The organism is Planctomycetaceae bacterium (genome assembly GCA_039680605.1).
In the GTDB taxonomy this organism is placed as follows: Bacteria; Planctomycetota; Phycisphaerae; order SM23-33; family SM23-33; genus JAJFUU01.
The window spans coordinates 87,790-105,386 of record JBDKTA010000022.1 but is presented as its reverse complement, the minus strand read 5'-3'; the positions used below and the strand labels follow the sequence as shown (position 1 = coordinate 105,386).

The following is a 17,597-nucleotide window of genomic DNA, read 5'->3' as shown; positions in this document are numbered from 1 at the left end:
TAGTTCGCATGACCAAGGCTATCAAAATCCCGGCGCTCCTGCTGGCGGCGAGCCTCGTGTTCGTTCCCGGTTGCCGCCGCGCGGCCACCAGCCCCGAGGCGCCTCGCCCTCGCATTGTCTCGATCGCCCCGGCCGTGACCGCCCTGCTGTTCCAGATGGGGCTGGGCGATCATATCGTCGGCGTTTCGAGCTACTGCCGCCTGCCGGCCGGGCAGACCCGTCCCGTCGTCGGCGACGCGCTCAACATTCGGGCCCAACCGATACTCCAGACCGAGCCCGACATCGTCATCGCGCAGTTGGAGCTCAAACATTTCGAGCCAATCAAGCAGATCCGCCCCGACCTGCGGATCGAAAGGTTCAGCATCGAGCGGCTCGACGACATCGCTGCCGCGATGGAACGCCTGGGCGCCCTGGCGGGCAAACCGGCTGTCGGCGTACGGGCGGCCGCTGAGTTCCGCAGCAAGCTGTCCGACGTGACGCGCCAGACCGCGAATCTGCCAAAGCCGACCGTGCTCTTCGCGCTGGGCTTTGAGGACCTCTCCAGCGCGGGGCGCGGCACGTTTATCGACGACATGGTCACCGCCGCCGGGGGCACGAACATCCTCCACGACAGCCACGTCGGATGGGTTCAGCCGACGTCGAAATCGATCATCGGCGCGCGCCCGGAGATCGTCTTTTGCCAGTGCATGCCCGGCCGCAGCGACGACGCCCGCCGCTACTGGACGAACCTGGGGCGCGGGCAGGGTTGGCCGCGTCGCGTCGAGGTGGTTGAAGACGCCGACTGGTCCATGCCGGCAGGACACTTGGCCCAATACACCGAGCGCCTGGCCAAGGTGTTTCACGGCGAGGCGATGTCCGCAACCACCGCCGCGGCCGATGCGTCGTGGTTGGACGTCATGGACCGCGTCATCCTGTATCGCATCCTGGCCGCGGCGGCTGTGGGCATGGCTTTGGCCAGCGCCGGTCTGGCGCTGCAGGGTCTGATGCGAAACCCGCTGGCCGAACCGTACCTGCTGGGCATCTCCAGCGGCGCCGGCGTCGGCGTGCTGCTGGGCGGATCGCTGGCGGTGGCGACGGTGCTTCCGACGTGGCTGACCACGCCGGTGCTGGCGATGGCCGCGGCGCTGGTGACGGCGGCGGTGGTGTACGGGATCGCCCAGCGTCGCGGGCGGCTGGACCCGTACGTGCTGCTGCTGTCGGGCGTGATCGTCAACGTCTTTAACGGGGCGCTGATCCTGGTGATCCTGCAGTTCGTCAAGCAGGAGGAGATGATCGCGTTCATCGGCTGGGGCATGGGCAAGATTCCCGAGTATCTCTGGTTCCGACCGGGGCTGCTGGCGGTGTGCTGGGCGATGGTGCTGGGCGGCTGGGTCTGCCTGATGCTCCGCAGCGCCGCCCTGAACGCCCTGGGCCTGGGCGACGAGGTCGCCGCCTCCAGCGGCGTCAACGTGCATCGCCTGCGGATCGAGATATTCACGATCGTCGCGCTGATGACCGCCGCCGCCGTCGCCCTGGCCGGACCGATCGGATTCGTCGGACTCATCGTGCCGCACCTGTGCCGCATGGTGCTGGGTCCCGACCATCGCAAGCTGATGATCGTGACGGCCGTGGCGGGTGCGGCGTTTCTCGTCGGCGCCGACACGCTGTGCCGCTGGGCCGACACCGTGTCGCGCCACGGCGAACTGCCGGTGGGGGTGGTTACGGCGATGGCCGGCGGGCCGTTCTTCATCTTCCTGCTGCGGCGCGGCAATCGCCGAGGTGAGCCATGAGCGGCCAATCGCACGTGCTCGAGGCGCGCGGGCTGAGCTTTCAGTACCGCCCGGACCAGCCGCCGGTGCTGGAGGACATCAGCATCAACGCCGCCGCCGGGCGGCTGCTGGCGCTGCTGGGGCCTAACGGCTCGGGCAAGACCACGCTGCTGCGGTGCCTGCTGGGGTGGCTGCGCCCCCAGGGCGGGTCGATCCGCCTGGACGGCAAGGAGCTCACGAAGTATTCGCGCAAGGCCCTGGCCCGCGTCATGGCGTACGTGCCGCAGTTCCCGACCTCGGCGTTCGCCTTCACCGTCAGCGAACTGGTGCTCATGGGGCGCTTCGCCCACGTCGGCGTGCTGGGCCTGGCTGCCAAACAGGACCGCAACGTCGCCCGCGCGGCCATGGAGATGACCGACACGCTGGCCTTCGCCGATCGCACGCTGGGCGAGCTGTCCGGCGGCGAGGCGCAGCGCGTCATGATCGCCCGGGCGCTGGCCCAGCAGCCCCAGGTCCTGCTGCTCGACGAGCCCACCAGCAACCTCGACATCAAGCACCAGCTAAAAATCCACCAGATGATGCAGCGCCTCGCCCACGACTGGGAGATGGCCGTCGTCTGCGTCAGCCACGACGTGAACCTCGCCGCTCAGTTCGCCGACGAACTGGTCCTCATGCGCGGCGGGCGCGTCGTCGCCGACGGCAAGGCCGGCGACGTCGTCCGCAGCGACGTGCTCGCCCAGACCTACGGCGTGGATATCCGCCTGATCGACGTTCCCGGCCGGGCCGTGCCCATCGTGACGGCGGAGTGAACACCATGCCCCCGCGCGGAAAATGCCTGGCGGTTCTGGGGACCGGGTCGGATGTCGGCAAGAGCATCGTCGTGACGGCCCTGTGCCGGATCTTCCGAAACATGGGGCTGCGCGTGGCGCCGTTCAAGGCCCAGAACATGTCGAACAATTCTTACGTCACCCTCGACGGCGGCGAAATGGGCCGCGCCCAGGTCGTCCAGGCCCAGGCCGCCGGGCTCGAGCCCACCGTCGACATGAACCCGGTGCTGCTCAAGCCCTCGGCTGACATCCACGCCCAGGTCATCGTGCATGGCAAAGCCGTCGGCGTCAGCAGCGCGGCAGACTACTTCGCCGACACCGATGCGCTCTTTGCGGCCTCGCGGCAAAGCCTCGACCGCCTGCGCGACCGGTACGACCTGGTGGTGATGGAAGGCGCCGGCTCGTGTGCCGAAGTGAACCTGCGCCCGCGCGACTTCGTAAACTTCCGGATGGCCGCGGCGGGCGAGGCGCCGGTGCTGCTGGTGGCCGACATCGACCGCGGCGGCGTCTTCGCGCAGATCGTCGGAACGCTGGACGTGATCCCGCCGCAGGACCGCTCTGCCGTGGCGGGCGTGATCATCAACCGCTTCCGCGGCGACGCGCGGCTGTTCGACGACGGCATGGCCTGGCTGAGCGAGCGCACGGGCGTGCCGATGCTGGGCCTGGTGCCGTTCTTCTACCACGTGCAGATCGATTCCGAAGACGGCATGCCGCTGGACACGCTGATCGACCCGCCGGCAGGACCGGTCAGCGGGCGGATCAATATCGCCGTGATCCGCCTGCCGCACATCTCGAACTTTACCGACTTTGGCCCGCTACAGCGCGAGGGCGTGGTGAACCTGCACTACCTGGCCCGGCCGCGGCGGCTGATCGGGTACGACTTGGTGATTCTGCCCGGGGCCAAGAATGTGCGCAGCGATCTGGAATGGATGCGCCAGGTCGGTTGGGACGCGGCGATCAAAAGCTATTTGCAAGCGGGCGGGCGCCTCGGCGGCGTGTGCGGCGGCTACCAGATGCTCGGGGCGACCATCGCTGACCCCGGCGGCGTGGAAGGCCCGCCCGGACAGACCGCGGGCCTGGGCGTGCTGGACCTTCAGACAACTTTGGCCGCCGACAAGACGCTCACGCGCACGGCGGGGGTGTGGCGACGCCTGGGCCAGCGCGTGGACGGGTACGAGATCCACATGGGCGTCACGCAGCCTCCCGCCGCGATGGAGGGGGCTGTGGAGATCGACACCCGCAATGGCAAGGCCTCGCCCGGCCTCGACGGCTGCATCAGCGCCGATGGGAAGATCTGGGGCACCTATCTGCACGGGCTGTTCGACGTGGTCGAGTTCCGCCGCGCGTTTCTGAGGGAACTGTGCCCGCACCTGGGCGATCAGTTCGCAGCGGAGTCGTCGCAGTCGATCGCCGCGTTCCGCGAAAGCCAGTACGATCTGCTGGCCGAGCATTTCCGCAAGCACCTGGACATGGACCGCCTGTCGGCGATCGTGGGGCTTTGAGCCGCGCGGCGAATCAGCGGCCGCGAAGTTTCAGCAGCGGCCAGGCAGCCATGACGGTTGTCGCCAGGATCAGCGGTCCCACGCCGGTGACGGTGCCCGTCAGCACGCTCATCGCGCCGCCGGAGGAGAGGTAGATTCCGATCAGGCAAGCCGTGGGCCCGAAGATGAATCCCGCGCCGATCAGCGCCTCGTGCGCCCCGCCGGCTTCTACCGAGGCGTTCTTGCTCGCCAGGGCGTAGTAGAGCGCCGCGTAGTAGACCATCCCGATCGCCAGGCCGAACACGATCTCGCCGCCGAGCACCATGCCCAGCCCCCGGCTGCTCATGATGGCCAGGAACCCGATGGGCATCGCGGCCGCGGCGACCACGAGCGGCCACACGCGCCCGTGCCATTGTGACCGGACCGTCAGAAGAATGAACATGCCCAGGCGCATCAGGTCCGGCAACGCCGCCAGCGCCGGGGCCAGCAGCAGGCTGATGCCCAGCGACTCGATGAGGATATCCGGAAGCACCGCCGCGAGGATCCACATCAGGCAGTAGCTGCTGACCAGCAGGGCGCGGCTGGCCGTCAGCAGCGAGCGGTATCGCCCCAGCGTCGCGCCGTCGGGGCGCTGCGGGTGGTCGTCGGGCAGATGCACGGGCACGGCGGGCAGACCCAGCGTCGGCAGCAGGTTGAGGGCGAAGACCGCCAGCGCCGCCACGAACAGCGCCCACGGGGCAGCCCAGATCAGCAACCCTGCGGCCGCCAGTGCCAGCGGGACCGCGCCGGACCACGTGATGTTGAAGACGCCGACGGCCTGGAACTGCCGGGAGGGCTCGAGGCCGGCACTGACGTAGCTTTCCACCAGCGGCCACTTGACGCCGACGAGAATGCTGAAGACGGCGCCACAGATGAAAAGCGTTGTCGCGTGCGGTGCGGCGATAATCGGCACGAGGGAGAGGATCTGCCCGACCAGCAGCAGCAACAACAGCCGCCGCTCACCCAGGCGGCGCGAAAGCGGGTGACTGGCCAGCGCCCCCAGCACGTATGGGGCGCCGGTGGCCAAGGCGAGCCAGAGATTGTCGACCTTGGTGAAAGCCAGATGCTCTTTGCTGTAAAAGAAGATGCCCCGCTGGACGAGGATCCCGGCGAAGCTCTCCAGCATTGTGACGATAAGAATTCTGGTCATGTAGGCGATCTACCTCGCTATCTGGCCATCGCCAGTTAACGAATTGCGGATTTGAGATTGCGGATTGCGGATTAGCTGCGAAGCATTCGCGTGGCCCAGGCAGTAATCCGCAATCCGAAATCCAAAATCCGCAATTCAACAGTTAACCAGTTCACGGCCTCGCGGTAAAGAGGAACCGCCGGCGGGGGATATAATTCCTGCATGGGTAGCCGGAGGGCGGCGGTCATCGTGGCGCATCCCGATGACGAAATCATCTGGTGCGGAGGACTTATCCTGGGGAATCTCAACTGGGACTGGAGCGTGCTTTGCCTCTGCCGCGCCGGCGATGCCGACCGAGCACCGAAGTTCCGCGCGGTTTGCCGCCAACTGGGCCTGGCAGGAATAATGCACGACGTCGACGACGCCAATCCGCTGGGGCGGATCAACCCGCGCCGCGACATCGGCGAGGTCATCGTCCGCGAACTGGGCGCCCGCCGGTGGGACCTGTGCCTGACGCACGGGGCCAATGGCGAGTACGGCCATCCGCGCCACAGGCAGGTGCATCGCCAGGTGCGGCGCCTGGTGCGAGAAGGCGTTCTGCGATGCGGGCGATTGTGGACCTTTTGCTACTGTGCCGGCCCCGCGCGAGAACGCTGCCGGATCCGGCCTGGAGCGGATGTGACCCTCAACCTCAGCGCGGAGGAATGGGCCCGCAAGAGGAGTCTTGTTCGCGACATCTACGGCTACGGGGAAAATTCCTTCGAAGTCCAGGCGTGCCTGGCGCGCGAGGCGTTCCGCGTGTGGCCGCACGTTCGGGAGGTGCAGCGCTCATGAAAGTACTTGTGCTGTATGACTACCCGCCCTCGCCGGGCGGGCTGGCAACGCAAGGCGATCTGCTCTACAAGGGGTTGCTCGAACTGGGAGTCGACGCCCACGCGGTGCATTTCGAGTCGGCCCAGGAGAAAGAATGGTACTACCGCTGGTTCGTTCCCGACGTGGTGGCGGGCATCGGGTACTGGGGGCACACCGCCCACCTGGCGATGCACCCGATGCGCTACGGCGTGAGGCCCGTCCCGTGGCTGGTCGCCGACGGGTATATGGCCAACTACCGCCAGGTGCTGGAGAAGCTGCCGCTGGTGCTGGTGACCAGCGAATGGGTCAAGCAGGTCTTCCAGCGCGACGGTCTGCGCGGCGACATCATGGAAGTGCTGCCCGTCGGCTGTGACTGCGACACGTTCATCCCCCGAGACCGCAACGACCCGAAGGTCCGGGCCGTTCGCGAGGCCCTGGGCGTGGCGGACGACCAGCTCATGATCCTCACCGTCGGCGGCGACGCGGCCAGCAAGGGCGCCCAGGAAGTCATGCAGGCCCTGGCGCTCATCGACGCCAAGGCGCCGGACTGGAAGTACGTCTGCAAGGTCTGGCCGCAGCCGCGCACCGAACAGCAGAACCTGGCCGACATGCAACTGGCGACGGACTTGGGCATCGAGAAGAACATGATCTATGCCTCCAGCCGCGTCTCGCGGAACTACATGCCCTACCTGATCGCCGCCTGCGACATCTACGCGGCGCCGTCGCGGCTGGAAGGGTTCGGCATGCCGCAGATCGAGGCCGGGGCATGCGGTCGGCCGGTGATCGGCATCAAGGCCATGGGCATGCTCGACACGCTGGTGCATAACGAGACGGCGCTGCTGGCGGGGGTCGCGCAGGAAGTGCTGCTGCGCGAGACGATCGTGGGCGAGGACCAGGGCTACAAGAACGGCCACCGGATCGTCTTCAAGCGCCCCCGCCTGGTGGACTACCGCGCCAGCGTGTACGACATCGCCGAGTACCTGCTGGCGCTGATGAAGAAACCGGAGCTTCGCGCGTCGATGGGCGAGGCCGGGCGTAAGCGCGTCGTCGAACGGTACGACTACCGGGTGGTGGCGCGGCGGTTCCTGGAGATCGTGTCGCGGCGCCTGGGGGTCGCGGGGGAGGGCGAGCGTCCTGTCGCTAGTTCCCAGACCGCCCGCCCACAGAACGCTACGCCGCAGGCGGCGTCCGCGCCGCCGCATACAGCGTGAGCAAGGGTTCCTGAACGATGAACACCGAGCAATCCGTACTGGTCGCCCGCGCCGAAGAGGCGGCGCTGGAGGTGCTGCGCCACAATGCGCACGGGCCGTACCACGGCCTGTTCCGCACCGCAGGGTGGGGGTACCCCGAACCCTACACGCGCGACCTGATGATCGCCGCTCCGGGCATCCTGCTCAGCGGCGATCGCAAGCTTATCGCAGCGCTGCGCCGGGCGATGGAGTCCGCAGCCGCCAACCAGTCCGAGCACGGGTCCATTCCCTCGATGGTGCATGACCCCGACAATCGCGGTGCCAGTGACACCACCCCGCTGTTTCTGCTGGCTGTCGGGTGCTTCCGCCGCGCCACCGGGGAGCAGGAGTTTCTCGCCCGGGCCGCCGGGCGGGCCATGGACTGGATGGACTGCCAGAGCCCCTGCGACCGCGTTATCGTCACCCAACAGCCCACCAGCGACTGGCGCGACGAGCAGTGGGTTCTGGGGTACGGCCTATTCGTCAACACCGTGCTCTACAGCTATCTGCGACTGATGGGCCGCCACGACAAGGCCGACCTGCTGCGGGACCTGATGTCGAAGTTCATCGTCGATGACGACCTGACCCGCCGGAGCCGGCCCCACACCGGACTGACGGTCAGGCACCGCCCGTACTACGCCCTCTGGTCGTACAAGCTCTACGGCAGCGACCGCTTCGACCTGCTGGGCAACTCGCTGGCGATCCTGTCGGGCCTGGCCTCGCCCAGCCGCGCCCGCGATATGGTCGCCTGGATCGAGCAACACTGCCGCCTGCTGCGTCGCAGGGGCGAGCTGGGACCGAATCTGCCGCCCAATCTGTTTCCGTACATCCGTCCGGAAGACCCCGACTGGCGGGCGCGCTACGCGTCGTTCAACCTGCCCGGAACGTACCACAACGGCGGCATCTGGCCGTTCATCTGCGGGTTCTACGTCGCCGCCCTGGTCGCCGCGGGGCGGCGGCGCCTGGCGACCAAGAAACTGATGGAACTGACCCGCCTGGTGCGGCCCGCGGCCAATCCGAACCTGGAGTACGGTTTCAACGAATGGCTCCGCGCGCAGGACGGCAAGGTGCATGGCCAGGACTGGCAAACCTGGACCGCGGCGATGTACTACTACGCCGCCCAATGCGTCCGCCGCAACAGCACGCCCTTCTTCGACGAAATGCGCGTGACACCCTCTTCTCGCGGGAGCGATTAATCGCCCCTCCCCTCCGAACGTTTCGGCCAGGCCACTTCAGTGACCAGGGCTTTGAGAATCCCCTTCGCGCTGCTCCAATGGTATAAGGAATACGCATCGATGGAGACTTCCGATGAGAACCAACGTGATGATTGACGACCAGCTCATGGAGCGGGCGCTGCGGTCCAGTGGATGCCCGACGAAGCGTGCTGCGATCGAATCGGGGCTGCGCCTGTTGGTGCAGTTCCATAGCCAGAAGAAGCTCCGCGCCCTGAAAGGCAAGATCGCCTGGCAAGGCAATCTCAACCGGATGAGGCGCGACTGACATGGACCTGATGGTCGCGCATAGTGGTTTGGATGTTGTGTAGGCGAAACGCGAAGCCTCCTCAGAGATAGGAGCGAGCGATGGAATGCGGAGCGATGATGGCCCACGGGGGCGAAGGGGCAATGCTCGAAGCGATATTTCTGCGTATTCTCAGCATCGTGGCGGCCATAGTTCTGCTTTCCTTCATCCTCGTTAAATATGGGCCCTATAAGCGCAGGCGGCCGTTGAAGACGGTCTGGCCGGAACTGCAGCCGGGCAGCAAGATCCTTCGGATCGTTGGCAAGGCAGCCGACTTGATTTCACGCCTGGAAGTCTTCCAGCAGAACCAACAGCACGATATCGTGGTCTCGCAGGTCCCGCAATTGGAGAGGGCCATCGCCGATCTCCAAGAGGCCAGCGCCGTCATCGCCAATGATGGCAGCTTCTCAGCGGCAACGGCCGCGGAACTGATCCGGCGCATCGACCACGTGTGCCGGCGGGCCCAGGTCGTGCTCGATGAGGCCGGTCCCATTCATACCCTGCAGGGTTGCGACGGGGATGGAATGTCAAAGTGATGCGAGGTCATCTTTCCTTGCAGAGGTCCTTCGGGCCCAGTTCCCATATGCCAGCCATCTTCTGGGAGCCCCACATGGAACAGAAACAGGTCTTGAAGGGCGGATATGCAACCTTGCACCACCAGTTGTCGTCGAATCCCGGAAAGGCCTGGGGCAAGGCCGCTACGACAGAGTCATAACCGGGCATCTGCTCGTCGATCTCGAAGTAGTGGCCTTCGTCGCTGGTGCGAAAGCCGATGCAAATGAGATCCACGCTGAAGATGTCGCGCTTGAAGGCGAAGACTTCCTTCACGTCCGCCCAACGCACAGGGATCCTACCTTTTTCGGCGATGATCGCGAATCCGTCCTCGATGAGTTCAAGAGGTGTCGGCAGAGGCGGCTTTGCGGATAGCCACGATATCAATCGTCTCAACCAGTTTAGTTCTTTCTTGCTCATTGCGAAGCTAGTTGGAGAAGTCTGTCAAACAAGTAGTGTGGGCCAGTGGCTTAACGCAAATGCCACGGCGGTAAGAAAGAGATAACTGACAAGCCCCGGCACAATGCCTGCGGCAATCGCCTTTGACCAGGAGACGTTTCTTCGCGTGTAGAGGATCTTCGTGAAAGGGATCCGCGACAGCAGACCCAGCGCCACGAGCAGGAAGGTGGTCCAGGCAAAGTCCTGGCTGAAGCCGGCGTCAAAGAACCACGAAGGAAACGAGAAATACACCGCCGACTCCACTGCGAGCGTCAGCAGATACAGGATGATCGCCCGCCACGCGGTCGCGCCCAGAGAACCCTGCTTCACAAGGAACCAGAGCAGGAGTATTTCCAGCATGATGGCCCCGGCGACGGGCAGTGCCCACCACCATCGAGACAACAGGACAAAGGAAAGAGGCCCCACGGCAAAGCCGCTGGGAGAAACGCTGTGGGCGTAGCAGGGGGCGCTGCTCAGCAGCACCAGCATGCTTGCCAGCATAAGGCTGCGCTTTGGCAACAATTCCATGTTGTGATATGTGCCCGTCACCGATGCCTCAACGACTGACGTGTCTTCCTGGTCGCGACGGGAATCTGAGATAGAGATGACTCGTGGCAACATGGACCCACTGTAGTCCCCACTGCCTCAATGTTCAACTACTGAGACTTTGAAGGTTAGAAGCTGCTAAGCCGCAAGCGGCGAGGGCAAAACCGCGGCGCGTTGTCAGACGCTACGCACACCGCCCGCCCATCCTGCTTCTTCCCTGCCTCGTCCCCCTCTGTGCCTCTGTGGTAAAGTTTCTGGATCACTTCCCGCAGAGATATTTGTCGATGGACGCGGCGGCGGTTTTGCCGTCGCCCATGGCCAGGATCACCGTCGCGCCGCCGCGGACGATGTCGCCGCCGGCGAAGAGGCCCGGGATGCTGGTCATCTGGTTCTCGTCCACCTCGATGTTGCCCCACTGATTGAGCTTCAGGTCCGGGCAGGTCTGCGTCAGCAGCGGGTTGGCCTTGGTGCCCACGGCAACCACGACCACCTCGGCGGGCAGCTCGAACTCGCTGCCGGCGACCGGCACGGGGCGGCGGCGGCCGGACTTGTCCGGTTCGCCCAGTTCCATGCGCTGCAGGCGGACGGCGCGGACTCGGCCGTGCTCGTCGCCGAGCAGTTCCAGCGGGGCCACCAGGAAGAGGAATTCGATGCCTTCCTCTTCGGCGTGGATGATCTCTTCGACGCGGGCGGGCATTTCGGCGCGGCTGCGGCGATACGCCAGCACGGCAGGATTGCTGCCCAGGCGCCGGGCGGTGCGCACGGCGTCCATGGCGGTGTTGCCGCCGCCGAAGACGACGGCCGTGGCGCCGCGGAGCACGGGCGTGCGGCTGTCGGGGCGGTACGCGCCCATCAGGTTGACGCGCGTGAGGTACTCGTTGGCCGAGTACACGCCGATGAGATTCTCGCCGGGCACGTTGAGGAAGACCGGCAGCCCCGCGCCGTTGGCGACGAAGCACGCGTCGTACTGCTTGAGGATCTCGTCGATGGTGACGGTCTTGCCCACCACGACGTTGCACTCGATGGTCACGCCCATCGCCGTCAATCCGGCGACCTCGCGGTCGATGATCTTCTTGGGCAGGCGAAACTCCGGAATGCCGTACCGCAGCACCCCGCCGGGGGCATGCAGGGCCTCGAGCACCGTCACATCATGACCCATGCGGGCCAGTTCCTTGGCCGCGGTCAGGCCGCCCGGACCGCTGCCCACGACGCACACCTTCTTGCCCGTGGCGGGCAGGCGCTGCGTCGAGTGCTCTTTGTTTTTGGCCGCCCAGTCCGAGACGTAGCGCTCGAGCCAGCCGATGGCGACGGGGTGTCCGTTCTTGCCGCGGACGCACCGCTCCTCGCACTGGCGTTCCTGCGGGCAGACGCGCCCGGCGATGGCGGGCAGGGCGTTGTCTTCGTGCAGGATGTCGGCGGCGCCGGACAGATCGCCGGCGGCGACTTTCTCGAGGAACTCCGGCACGCGCACGTGTACGGGGCAGCCCTCGACGCAGGGGCGGTTCTTGCACAGCAGGCAGCGGGCGGCTTCCTGGGCGACGGCGGCTTCTTCGAGGCCCTGGTTGACCTCGGCGAAATTGCCCGCGCGGGCGAGGGCGTCCTGCATGGGCATCGAGGTTCGCGTGATGGCCATGCGCTGCTTGGGCGTGAGGTTGTTGGCAGGGGCAGTACTCATTTTGAATCCTTTGCGGCTGCGGCGGCAATGGCGCGGCAGGGGTGGGGCAGGTAGGCTTTCTGGCGGGTGGACAGTTCACGGAAGTCGACCTGGTGGCCGTCGAATTCGGGGCCGTCGACGCAGGCGAATTTGATCTGGCCGCCGACGGTGACGCGGCATCCGCCGCACATTCCCGTGCCGTCGACCATGATCGGGTTGAGGCTGACGATGGTGGGGATTTTTTCGCTGCGGGTCAGTTCGGCCACCGCGCCCATCATCGGCACCGGTCCGACGGCGTAGACGGCGTGGGGGCGGCGGAGCGGGTCGGCCATCATTTCCTTCAGCACGTTGGTGACGAGGCCCTTGACGCCCAGCGAGCCGTCTTCGGTGGTCACCAGCACGTCTTTGCAGAAAGCGGCCAGTTCGTTGCGGAGAATGACATACGGTTCGCTGCGTCCGCCGATGATGGTGGTGACTTCATTTCCGACGTCGGCCAGGGCTTTGGCCAGCGGGTAGAGCACAGCCGTTCCGACACCGCCGCCGATGCAGGCGACGCGGCCCCACTTGTGGATTTCGGTCGCCTGGCCCAGCGGTCCTGCGACGTCTCGAATGGCCTGACCGGGCGGCAGGGCGGTGATTTCGCGCGTGCCCTCGCCGATGGTCTGGATGATCAGCGTGACGGTTCCGGCGGCCGCGTCGGCGTCGGCGATCGTCAGCGGGATTCGCTCGGCGCCTTCGGCGCATCGGACGATGACGAACTGCCCGGCCTGGCGGGCCTTGGCGACGCGGGGGGCCTTGATGACGATGCGATGAACTTCCGGCGCCAGCTTATCGTTGGAAACGACCTCAAACATTACTCACTCCTTCGGCATGCATAGCGGGTGCATAATCCTGACTCTGGATGAAGAGGCTGCACACCCTTCGGCAGGCACCCCATAATCAACCGCCAAATGGGGTCCAAATCAACTAAAAAATCAATCGCGTGTGAATAATTTCACGGCGATAAATCTTTCACAACCCCACAACAACAGCTTTTACGTCATAGATTTATCACCAGTTGTAAAATTTTCAGATGATCACTTGACACTATGCGGACGTAACATATAATTGTGATTGTTTTCACAGCGTTACTGATGTAACAGCAGCAAAGCGAGCGAGGAAGCCCCGCCTGATGTTCCGCGTTCCCGACAAGGTTGTTGCCCGCCTGAGCCTCTACAGAAGGCTCTTGTCTGCCCTGGCTGCGGAAAATGTCGACTACGTGTATTCTCACGAGTTGGCCAAGGCCGCCGGCGCTTCTGCCGCCCAGGTGCGCCGCGACGTAATGATCGTCGGGTTCACCGGAAGCCCCACCAAAGGATACGAAATCCGCGAGCTGATCAAGGCCATCGGCCGTCTGCTTGACGCTGCCGACATCCAGGAAGTGGCGCTGGTGGGCGTGGGTAATCTCGGTCGTGCGATTCTGGCGTATTTTGCAGGCCGACGGCCGAACCTCCGCATCGCGGTCTCGTTCGACAAAGACCCTGCCAAAGTTGATCGGGTGATTCACGGTTGCCGCTGCTATCCGATCGAGCAGTTGCAGACGATGGTGGCTGAGCGTCAGATAGATACGGCGATCGTGGCGGTTCCCGCCGACCAGGCACAGCACGCGGTTGACTTGCTGGTGGGGGCGGGGGTGTGCGGTTTGCTGAATTTTGCACCGGTGCGGCTCCGTGTGCCGCCGTCGGTGTTTGTAGAGGACATGGACCTGACGACGTCACTGGAGAAGGTGGCGTTTTTTGCCCGCAGGCAGGCATCATTACAGGAACAACAGAGATGAAAGACACAGAGATCGAAGCCATTATTGCCAAGCATCCAATGGCAGGACGGGACGCGCTGATTCCGGTCCTGCAGGAGATCCAGGAGGCTCAGGGCTTCCTGTCCAAGCAGGCGGTGACGCTGGTGGGCAAGGCCCTGGGGCTGCCGGCCAGCAAGATCTACGGGGTGGCGACCTTCTACAACCAGTTCCGCTTTCAGCCCAAGGGCACGTACCACTTCATGGTCTGCCGCGGAACGGCCTGCCACGTCAAAGGGTCCCAGAAGGTGCTCGACGAGACGATGAAGCAGTTGAAGCTCAAGGCCGGCCAGACGTCCCGCGACCGGATGTTCAGCCTCGAAGTGGTGGCGTGCATGGGCGCATGCGGTCTGGCGCCCGTGGTGAGCGTCAACGGTGAGTTCTACGCCAAGGTCACGCCGCGGAAGCTTGCAGAGATTATTCAGGAATGCCGCCAGAAGGAGGCTGTAAATGCTTAAGAACGAAACAAACGTAAGCGAAGCGGGCACTGTCCGATGCTGGCAAGGCGCCGGCTCGGTGGCGCCGGAGCTTCTTGAGTCGCTGAAGGTCGGGCCGTGGGCGTCTGTTAAAGGCGACAAGGCTGCCCTGGAATCGCTGCTGGCGCGGCTGCGAAGACAGAGCGTCGATAAGCCGGTCATCTTCCTGGGCACCGGCACGTGCGGGCTCGGCGCCGGGGCGGGCAAGACGCTCGAGGCGATCCGCGCGTTCCTGAAACGCGAAAAGGTCGACGCCGAAGTGGTCGAAGTCGGCTGCATCGGACTGTGCTCGGAGGAGCCGCTGCTCGACGTGCAGTTGCCCGGCCGAACCAGGCTGTGCTTCAGCAGCGTCATGGCCAAGGACGTCGCCGGAATCCTGACGGCGGTGCTTGGCGGTTCGCTGCCGCTGCGCAAGGCCCCGTTGGCGCAGTTCCGCGGCAGCGAAGGCGTGCAGCAGGAGGCGTGGAAGGACGTTGCCTGGCTGGACGAGCATCCGTTCCTGGCCAAGCAGCGCCGCGTGGTGCTGGCGACCAGCGGTCTGCTGGACCCAACCAAGATCGACGAATACATCGCCTGGGGCGGCTACTCGGCGATGGCGCGCGTGCTGCGCAGCCAGACGCCCGAGCAGGTGGCGGACCTCGTCGAGCTCAGCGGGCTGCGAGGGCGTGGCGGCGGCGGTTTCCCCACCGGCAAAAAGTGGAAGTTCGCCCAGAAGGCCGCGGCCGACCAGAAGTACCTCATCTGCAACGCCGACGAGGGCGACCCGGGCGCGTTCATGGACCGCGCCGTCGGCGAGAGCGACCCGCACCGGTTGATCGAGGGAATGGTGATCGCCGCGTACGCCATCGGCGCGACCAAGGCGTACATCTACATCCGTGCCGAGTACCCGCTGGCGGTGGAGCGGCTGACGGCCGCCATCGAGCAGGCCAAGGCCTACGGGCTCATCGGCGAGAACATTCATGACAGCGGCAACAGTCTTGAGATCAAGCTCAAGAAGGGCGCCGGCGCGTTCGTCTGCGGTGAAGAGACGGCCCTGATCCACAGCATCGAGGGCAAGCGCGGCATGCCGCGGCCTCGCCCGCCGTTCCCGGCGGTGTCGGGTCTGTTCGGCAAGCCGACGGTGATCAACAACGTCGAGACGCTGACCAACCTGCCGATGATCTTCGATCGCGGCGCCGACTGGTACGCCGGAATGGGCACGCCCGGCAGCAAGGGCACGAAGGTTTTCGCCCTGTCGGGCATGGTGCGTCGCACCGGACTGGTCGAGGTGCCGATGGGCACCACGCTGCGGGAGGTGGTCTACGATGTCGGCGGGGGCATCCCCAACGGCAAGAAATGCAAAGCCGTGCAGATCGGCGGCCCGTCCGGCGGCTGCGTTCCCGAGGCGCACCTGGACATCGCCACCGACTATGAGGCGCTGAAGAATTTCGGCACGATCATGGGTTCCGGCGGTCTGGTGGTGGTGGACGAGTCGACGTGCATGGTCGACTTCGCCAAGTTCTTCATGGAGTTCATCCAGACCGAGAGCTGCGGCAAGTGCATCCCCTGCCGCGAAGGCACTCGCAACATGCTGGAGATCCTCAAGGCCATCACCCGCCCGCGCCGGGCGGAGGATGAAGCCGACGCCCTGATCCGCTTCCAGGGCATCATGCGCCTGCAGGCTCTGGGCGAGATGATCAAGTCGACCAGCCTCTGCGGGCTGGGCCAGACAGCGCCCAACCCGGTGCTCAGCACGCTCAAGTGGTTCCGCGACGAGTACGAGGCGCACGTGTACGAGCGCCGCTGCCCGGCGGGGGCGTGCAAGGACCTGGTCGGAACTCCCTGCCAGAATGCCTGCCCGGCGGGCACCGAAGTGTGGCGATACGTGGCGCACATCGGTCGCGGCGAGTTCGAGGACGCCTACAAGGTTATCCGCCAGACCAACCCGTTCCCGTCCGCGTGCGCTCGCGTGTGCCATCACCCGTGCGAGCAGGCCTGCAGGGCCGGCGCGACCGGCGGCGAATCGGTGGCGGTGCGACTGCTCAAGCGGTTCGTGGTGGATCACGTGAATCCGCATGTCGGAACGCCGCCGGCTCAGCCTTCAACGGCCGACGGCGCCCGGATCGCGGTTATCGGCGCGGGCCCGTCCGGTTTGACGGCGGCCCACTTCCTGTCGCTGATGGGTCACCGCGTGACGGTCATCGAGAAGGAAGCCAAGCCCGGCGGCATGCTGGAGTCGGCGATCCCGGCGTACCGGCTGCCCCGCGGACTGGTGAGGCGCGAGATGGACTCGCTGCTGAACCTGAACATCGAGATGCGTTATAACACCACGCTGGGCAAAGACGTCACTATCGACGAGCTGCTGGCCAAGGGCTACAAGGCGGTCTACATTGCCACTGGCGCCCACAAGAGCAAGTTGCTCGACCTGCCCGGCGAGGATGCCGAGGGGATCATCCCGTCGATGGAGTTCCTCAAGGCCCATAACCTGCACCGGCACGAAATGGCCAAGGGCCGCGTGGCCGTGGTGGGCGGGGGCAACTCCGCCATGGACGCCGCGCGGGTGGCGCTGCGGCAGCAGGGCGTGACGCGCGTGACGGTGCTCTACCGCCGCACCCGCGGCGAGATGCCCGCATACCCCGACGAGGTCGAGGCCGGCCTGGTCGAGGGCGTGGAACTGGAAGAGCTTGTTGCGCCGCTGGAACTGCACGTCAAGGACGGCAGGCTGACCGGCGCCAGGTTCCAGCGCAATAAGCTTGGGCCTCGCGATGCCACGGGCCGGCAGAAGCCGGTGCCCATCCCGGGCGAGGAGTTCGACCTGGATGTGGACACGCTGATCGTGGCTATCAGCGAAGAGCCCGAGCCTGAGGGCCTGGAAGGGCTCGACAAGACTGCCTGGGGCACGCTGAAGACCAACCCGGAATCATTCACGACCGGCCGCCCCGGCGTCTTCGCCGGCGGCGACGTGGTGAGCGGTCCGGCGACGGTGATCGGCGCCGTCGGCGCGGGCAGGAACGCCGCGATGATGATCGACCGCTATGTCCACGGCAAGGCGCCGCGCGTGCTGCCCAAGGCCGTGCTGCCCTGCGTGTACGTCCCGCCGGCAGAGGGCGTCGACGACAACGAACTGACGCCCTGTCGCTGCACGGCGCCCGAGCGTCCGGTGGCCGAGCGGGTCCGTAGCTTCGCCGAGGTGGAAATGTCCATCAGCGAGCACGAGGCCGTCTGCGAGGCGCGACGCTGCCTGCGATGCGACCTGGATTTCACCCAACCCCTGAACTCTCGCGACTAACGCGCAGTC

General features: G+C 65.6%; 16 protein-coding genes. 11 read left to right on the top strand and 5 right to left on the bottom strand.

From position 1 onward, the window contains the following. Positions 1–8 precede the first annotated feature (8 nt). Genes ABFD92_06570 through ABFD92_06560 form a run of 3 tightly spaced genes read left to right on the top strand, consistent with a single transcriptional unit; the run spans position 9 to position 4,077 of the window. Positions 9–1,769, top strand: coding sequence for an iron chelate uptake ABC transporter family permease subunit (locus ABFD92_06570; GenBank protein MEN6504183.1), 1,761 nt, complete (start codon positions 9–11; stop codon positions 1,767–1,769). Then, positions 1,766–2,557, top strand: a complete 792-nt coding sequence (locus ABFD92_06565) for an ABC transporter ATP-binding protein (protein MEN6504182.1) — start codon at positions 1,766–1,768, stop codon at positions 2,555–2,557. The genes ABFD92_06570 and ABFD92_06565 overlap by 4 nt, the downstream gene beginning before the upstream one ends. 5 nt (positions 2,558–2,562) lie before the next feature. Further along, positions 2,563–4,077, top strand: coding sequence for a cobyric acid synthase (locus ABFD92_06560; GenBank protein MEN6504181.1), 1,515 nt, complete (start codon positions 2,563–2,565; stop codon positions 4,075–4,077). A 13-nt stretch (positions 4,078–4,090) separates the two neighbouring features. On the opposite strand, the gene ABFD92_06555 is transcribed toward ABFD92_06560, so the two are convergent. Next, the gene (locus tag ABFD92_06555) at positions 4,091–5,245 is read right to left on the bottom strand and encodes an MFS transporter (protein ID MEN6504180.1); all 1,155 of its coding nucleotides are present in this window, start codon (positions 5,243–5,245) and stop codon (positions 4,091–4,093) included. 201 nt (positions 5,246–5,446) lie between these two features. Here ABFD92_06555 and ABFD92_06550 point away from each other — a divergent pair, with 201 nt between their 5' ends. From ABFD92_06550 to ABFD92_06530, 5 genes are all read left to right on the top strand, one after another. Beyond that, positions 5,447–6,058 (top strand): PIG-L family deacetylase, encoded by a 612-nt coding sequence (locus tag ABFD92_06550; protein ID MEN6504179.1) that lies wholly within the window; start codon positions 5,447–5,449, stop codon positions 6,056–6,058. Beyond that, positions 6,055–7,287: a glycosyltransferase family 4 protein gene (locus tag ABFD92_06545; GenBank protein ID MEN6504178.1), complete on the top strand. Its 1,233-nt coding sequence runs from the start codon at positions 6,055–6,057 to the stop codon at positions 7,285–7,287. The genes ABFD92_06550 and ABFD92_06545 overlap by 4 nt, the downstream gene beginning before the upstream one ends. A gap of 17 nt (positions 7,288–7,304) precedes the next feature. Further along, positions 7,305–8,501, top strand: a complete 1,197-nt coding sequence (locus tag ABFD92_06540; protein ID MEN6504177.1) for a glycoside hydrolase 100 family protein — start codon at positions 7,305–7,307, stop codon at positions 8,499–8,501. 112 nt (positions 8,502–8,613) lie between these two features. Further along, on the top strand, positions 8,614–8,805 hold the full coding sequence (locus ABFD92_06535) for a type II toxin-antitoxin system VapB family antitoxin (GenBank protein MEN6504176.1): 192 nt from the start codon (positions 8,614–8,616) through the stop codon (positions 8,803–8,805). 80 nt (positions 8,806–8,885) lie between these two features. Beyond that, a complete protein-coding gene (locus ABFD92_06530) occupies positions 8,886–9,359 on the top strand; it encodes a hypothetical protein (GenBank protein MEN6504175.1) in 474 nt (157 codons plus the stop codon). A gap of 7 nt (positions 9,360–9,366) precedes the next feature. On the opposite strand, the gene ABFD92_06525 is transcribed toward ABFD92_06530, so the two are convergent. From ABFD92_06525 to ABFD92_06510, 4 genes are all read right to left on the bottom strand, one after another. Then, entirely contained in the window at positions 9,367–9,795 is a 429-nt protein-coding gene (locus tag ABFD92_06525) for a hypothetical protein (protein ID MEN6504174.1), read from the bottom strand. 24 nt (positions 9,796–9,819) lie between these two features. Continuing rightward, positions 9,820–10,314 (bottom strand): hypothetical protein, encoded by a 495-nt coding sequence (locus ABFD92_06520; GenBank protein ID MEN6504173.1) that lies wholly within the window; start codon positions 10,312–10,314, stop codon positions 9,820–9,822. 304 nt (positions 10,315–10,618) lie between these two features. Next, entirely contained in the window at positions 10,619–12,034 is a 1,416-nt protein-coding gene (gene gltA / locus ABFD92_06515) for an NADPH-dependent glutamate synthase (protein ID MEN6504172.1), read from the bottom strand. Then, positions 12,031–12,867, bottom strand: a complete 837-nt coding sequence (locus ABFD92_06510; protein ID MEN6504171.1) for a sulfide/dihydroorotate dehydrogenase-like FAD/NAD-binding protein — start codon at positions 12,865–12,867, stop codon at positions 12,031–12,033. Before ABFD92_06510 ends, gltA begins: the two co-directional genes overlap by 4 nt. A 317-nt stretch (positions 12,868–13,184) precedes the next feature. Between ABFD92_06510 and ABFD92_06505 the strand changes: the two genes are divergently transcribed. The 3 genes from ABFD92_06505 to ABFD92_06495 are packed head-to-tail and all read left to right on the top strand — an operon-like array spanning position 13,185 to position 17,588. Then, on the top strand, positions 13,185–13,829 hold the full coding sequence (locus ABFD92_06505; GenBank protein MEN6504170.1) for a redox-sensing transcriptional repressor Rex: 645 nt from the start codon (positions 13,185–13,187) through the stop codon (positions 13,827–13,829). Then, positions 13,826–14,302, top strand: a complete 477-nt coding sequence (gene nuoE / locus ABFD92_06500; protein ID MEN6504169.1) for an NADH-quinone oxidoreductase subunit NuoE — start codon at positions 13,826–13,828, stop codon at positions 14,300–14,302. The genes ABFD92_06505 and nuoE overlap by 4 nt, the downstream gene beginning before the upstream one ends. Next, positions 14,295–17,588 (top strand): NADH-ubiquinone oxidoreductase-F iron-sulfur binding region domain-containing protein, encoded by a 3,294-nt coding sequence (locus tag ABFD92_06495; protein MEN6504168.1) that lies wholly within the window; start codon positions 14,295–14,297, stop codon positions 17,586–17,588. The genes nuoE and ABFD92_06495 overlap by 8 nt, the downstream gene beginning before the upstream one ends. The last annotated feature ends 9 nt before the right edge of the window (positions 17,589–17,597 follow it).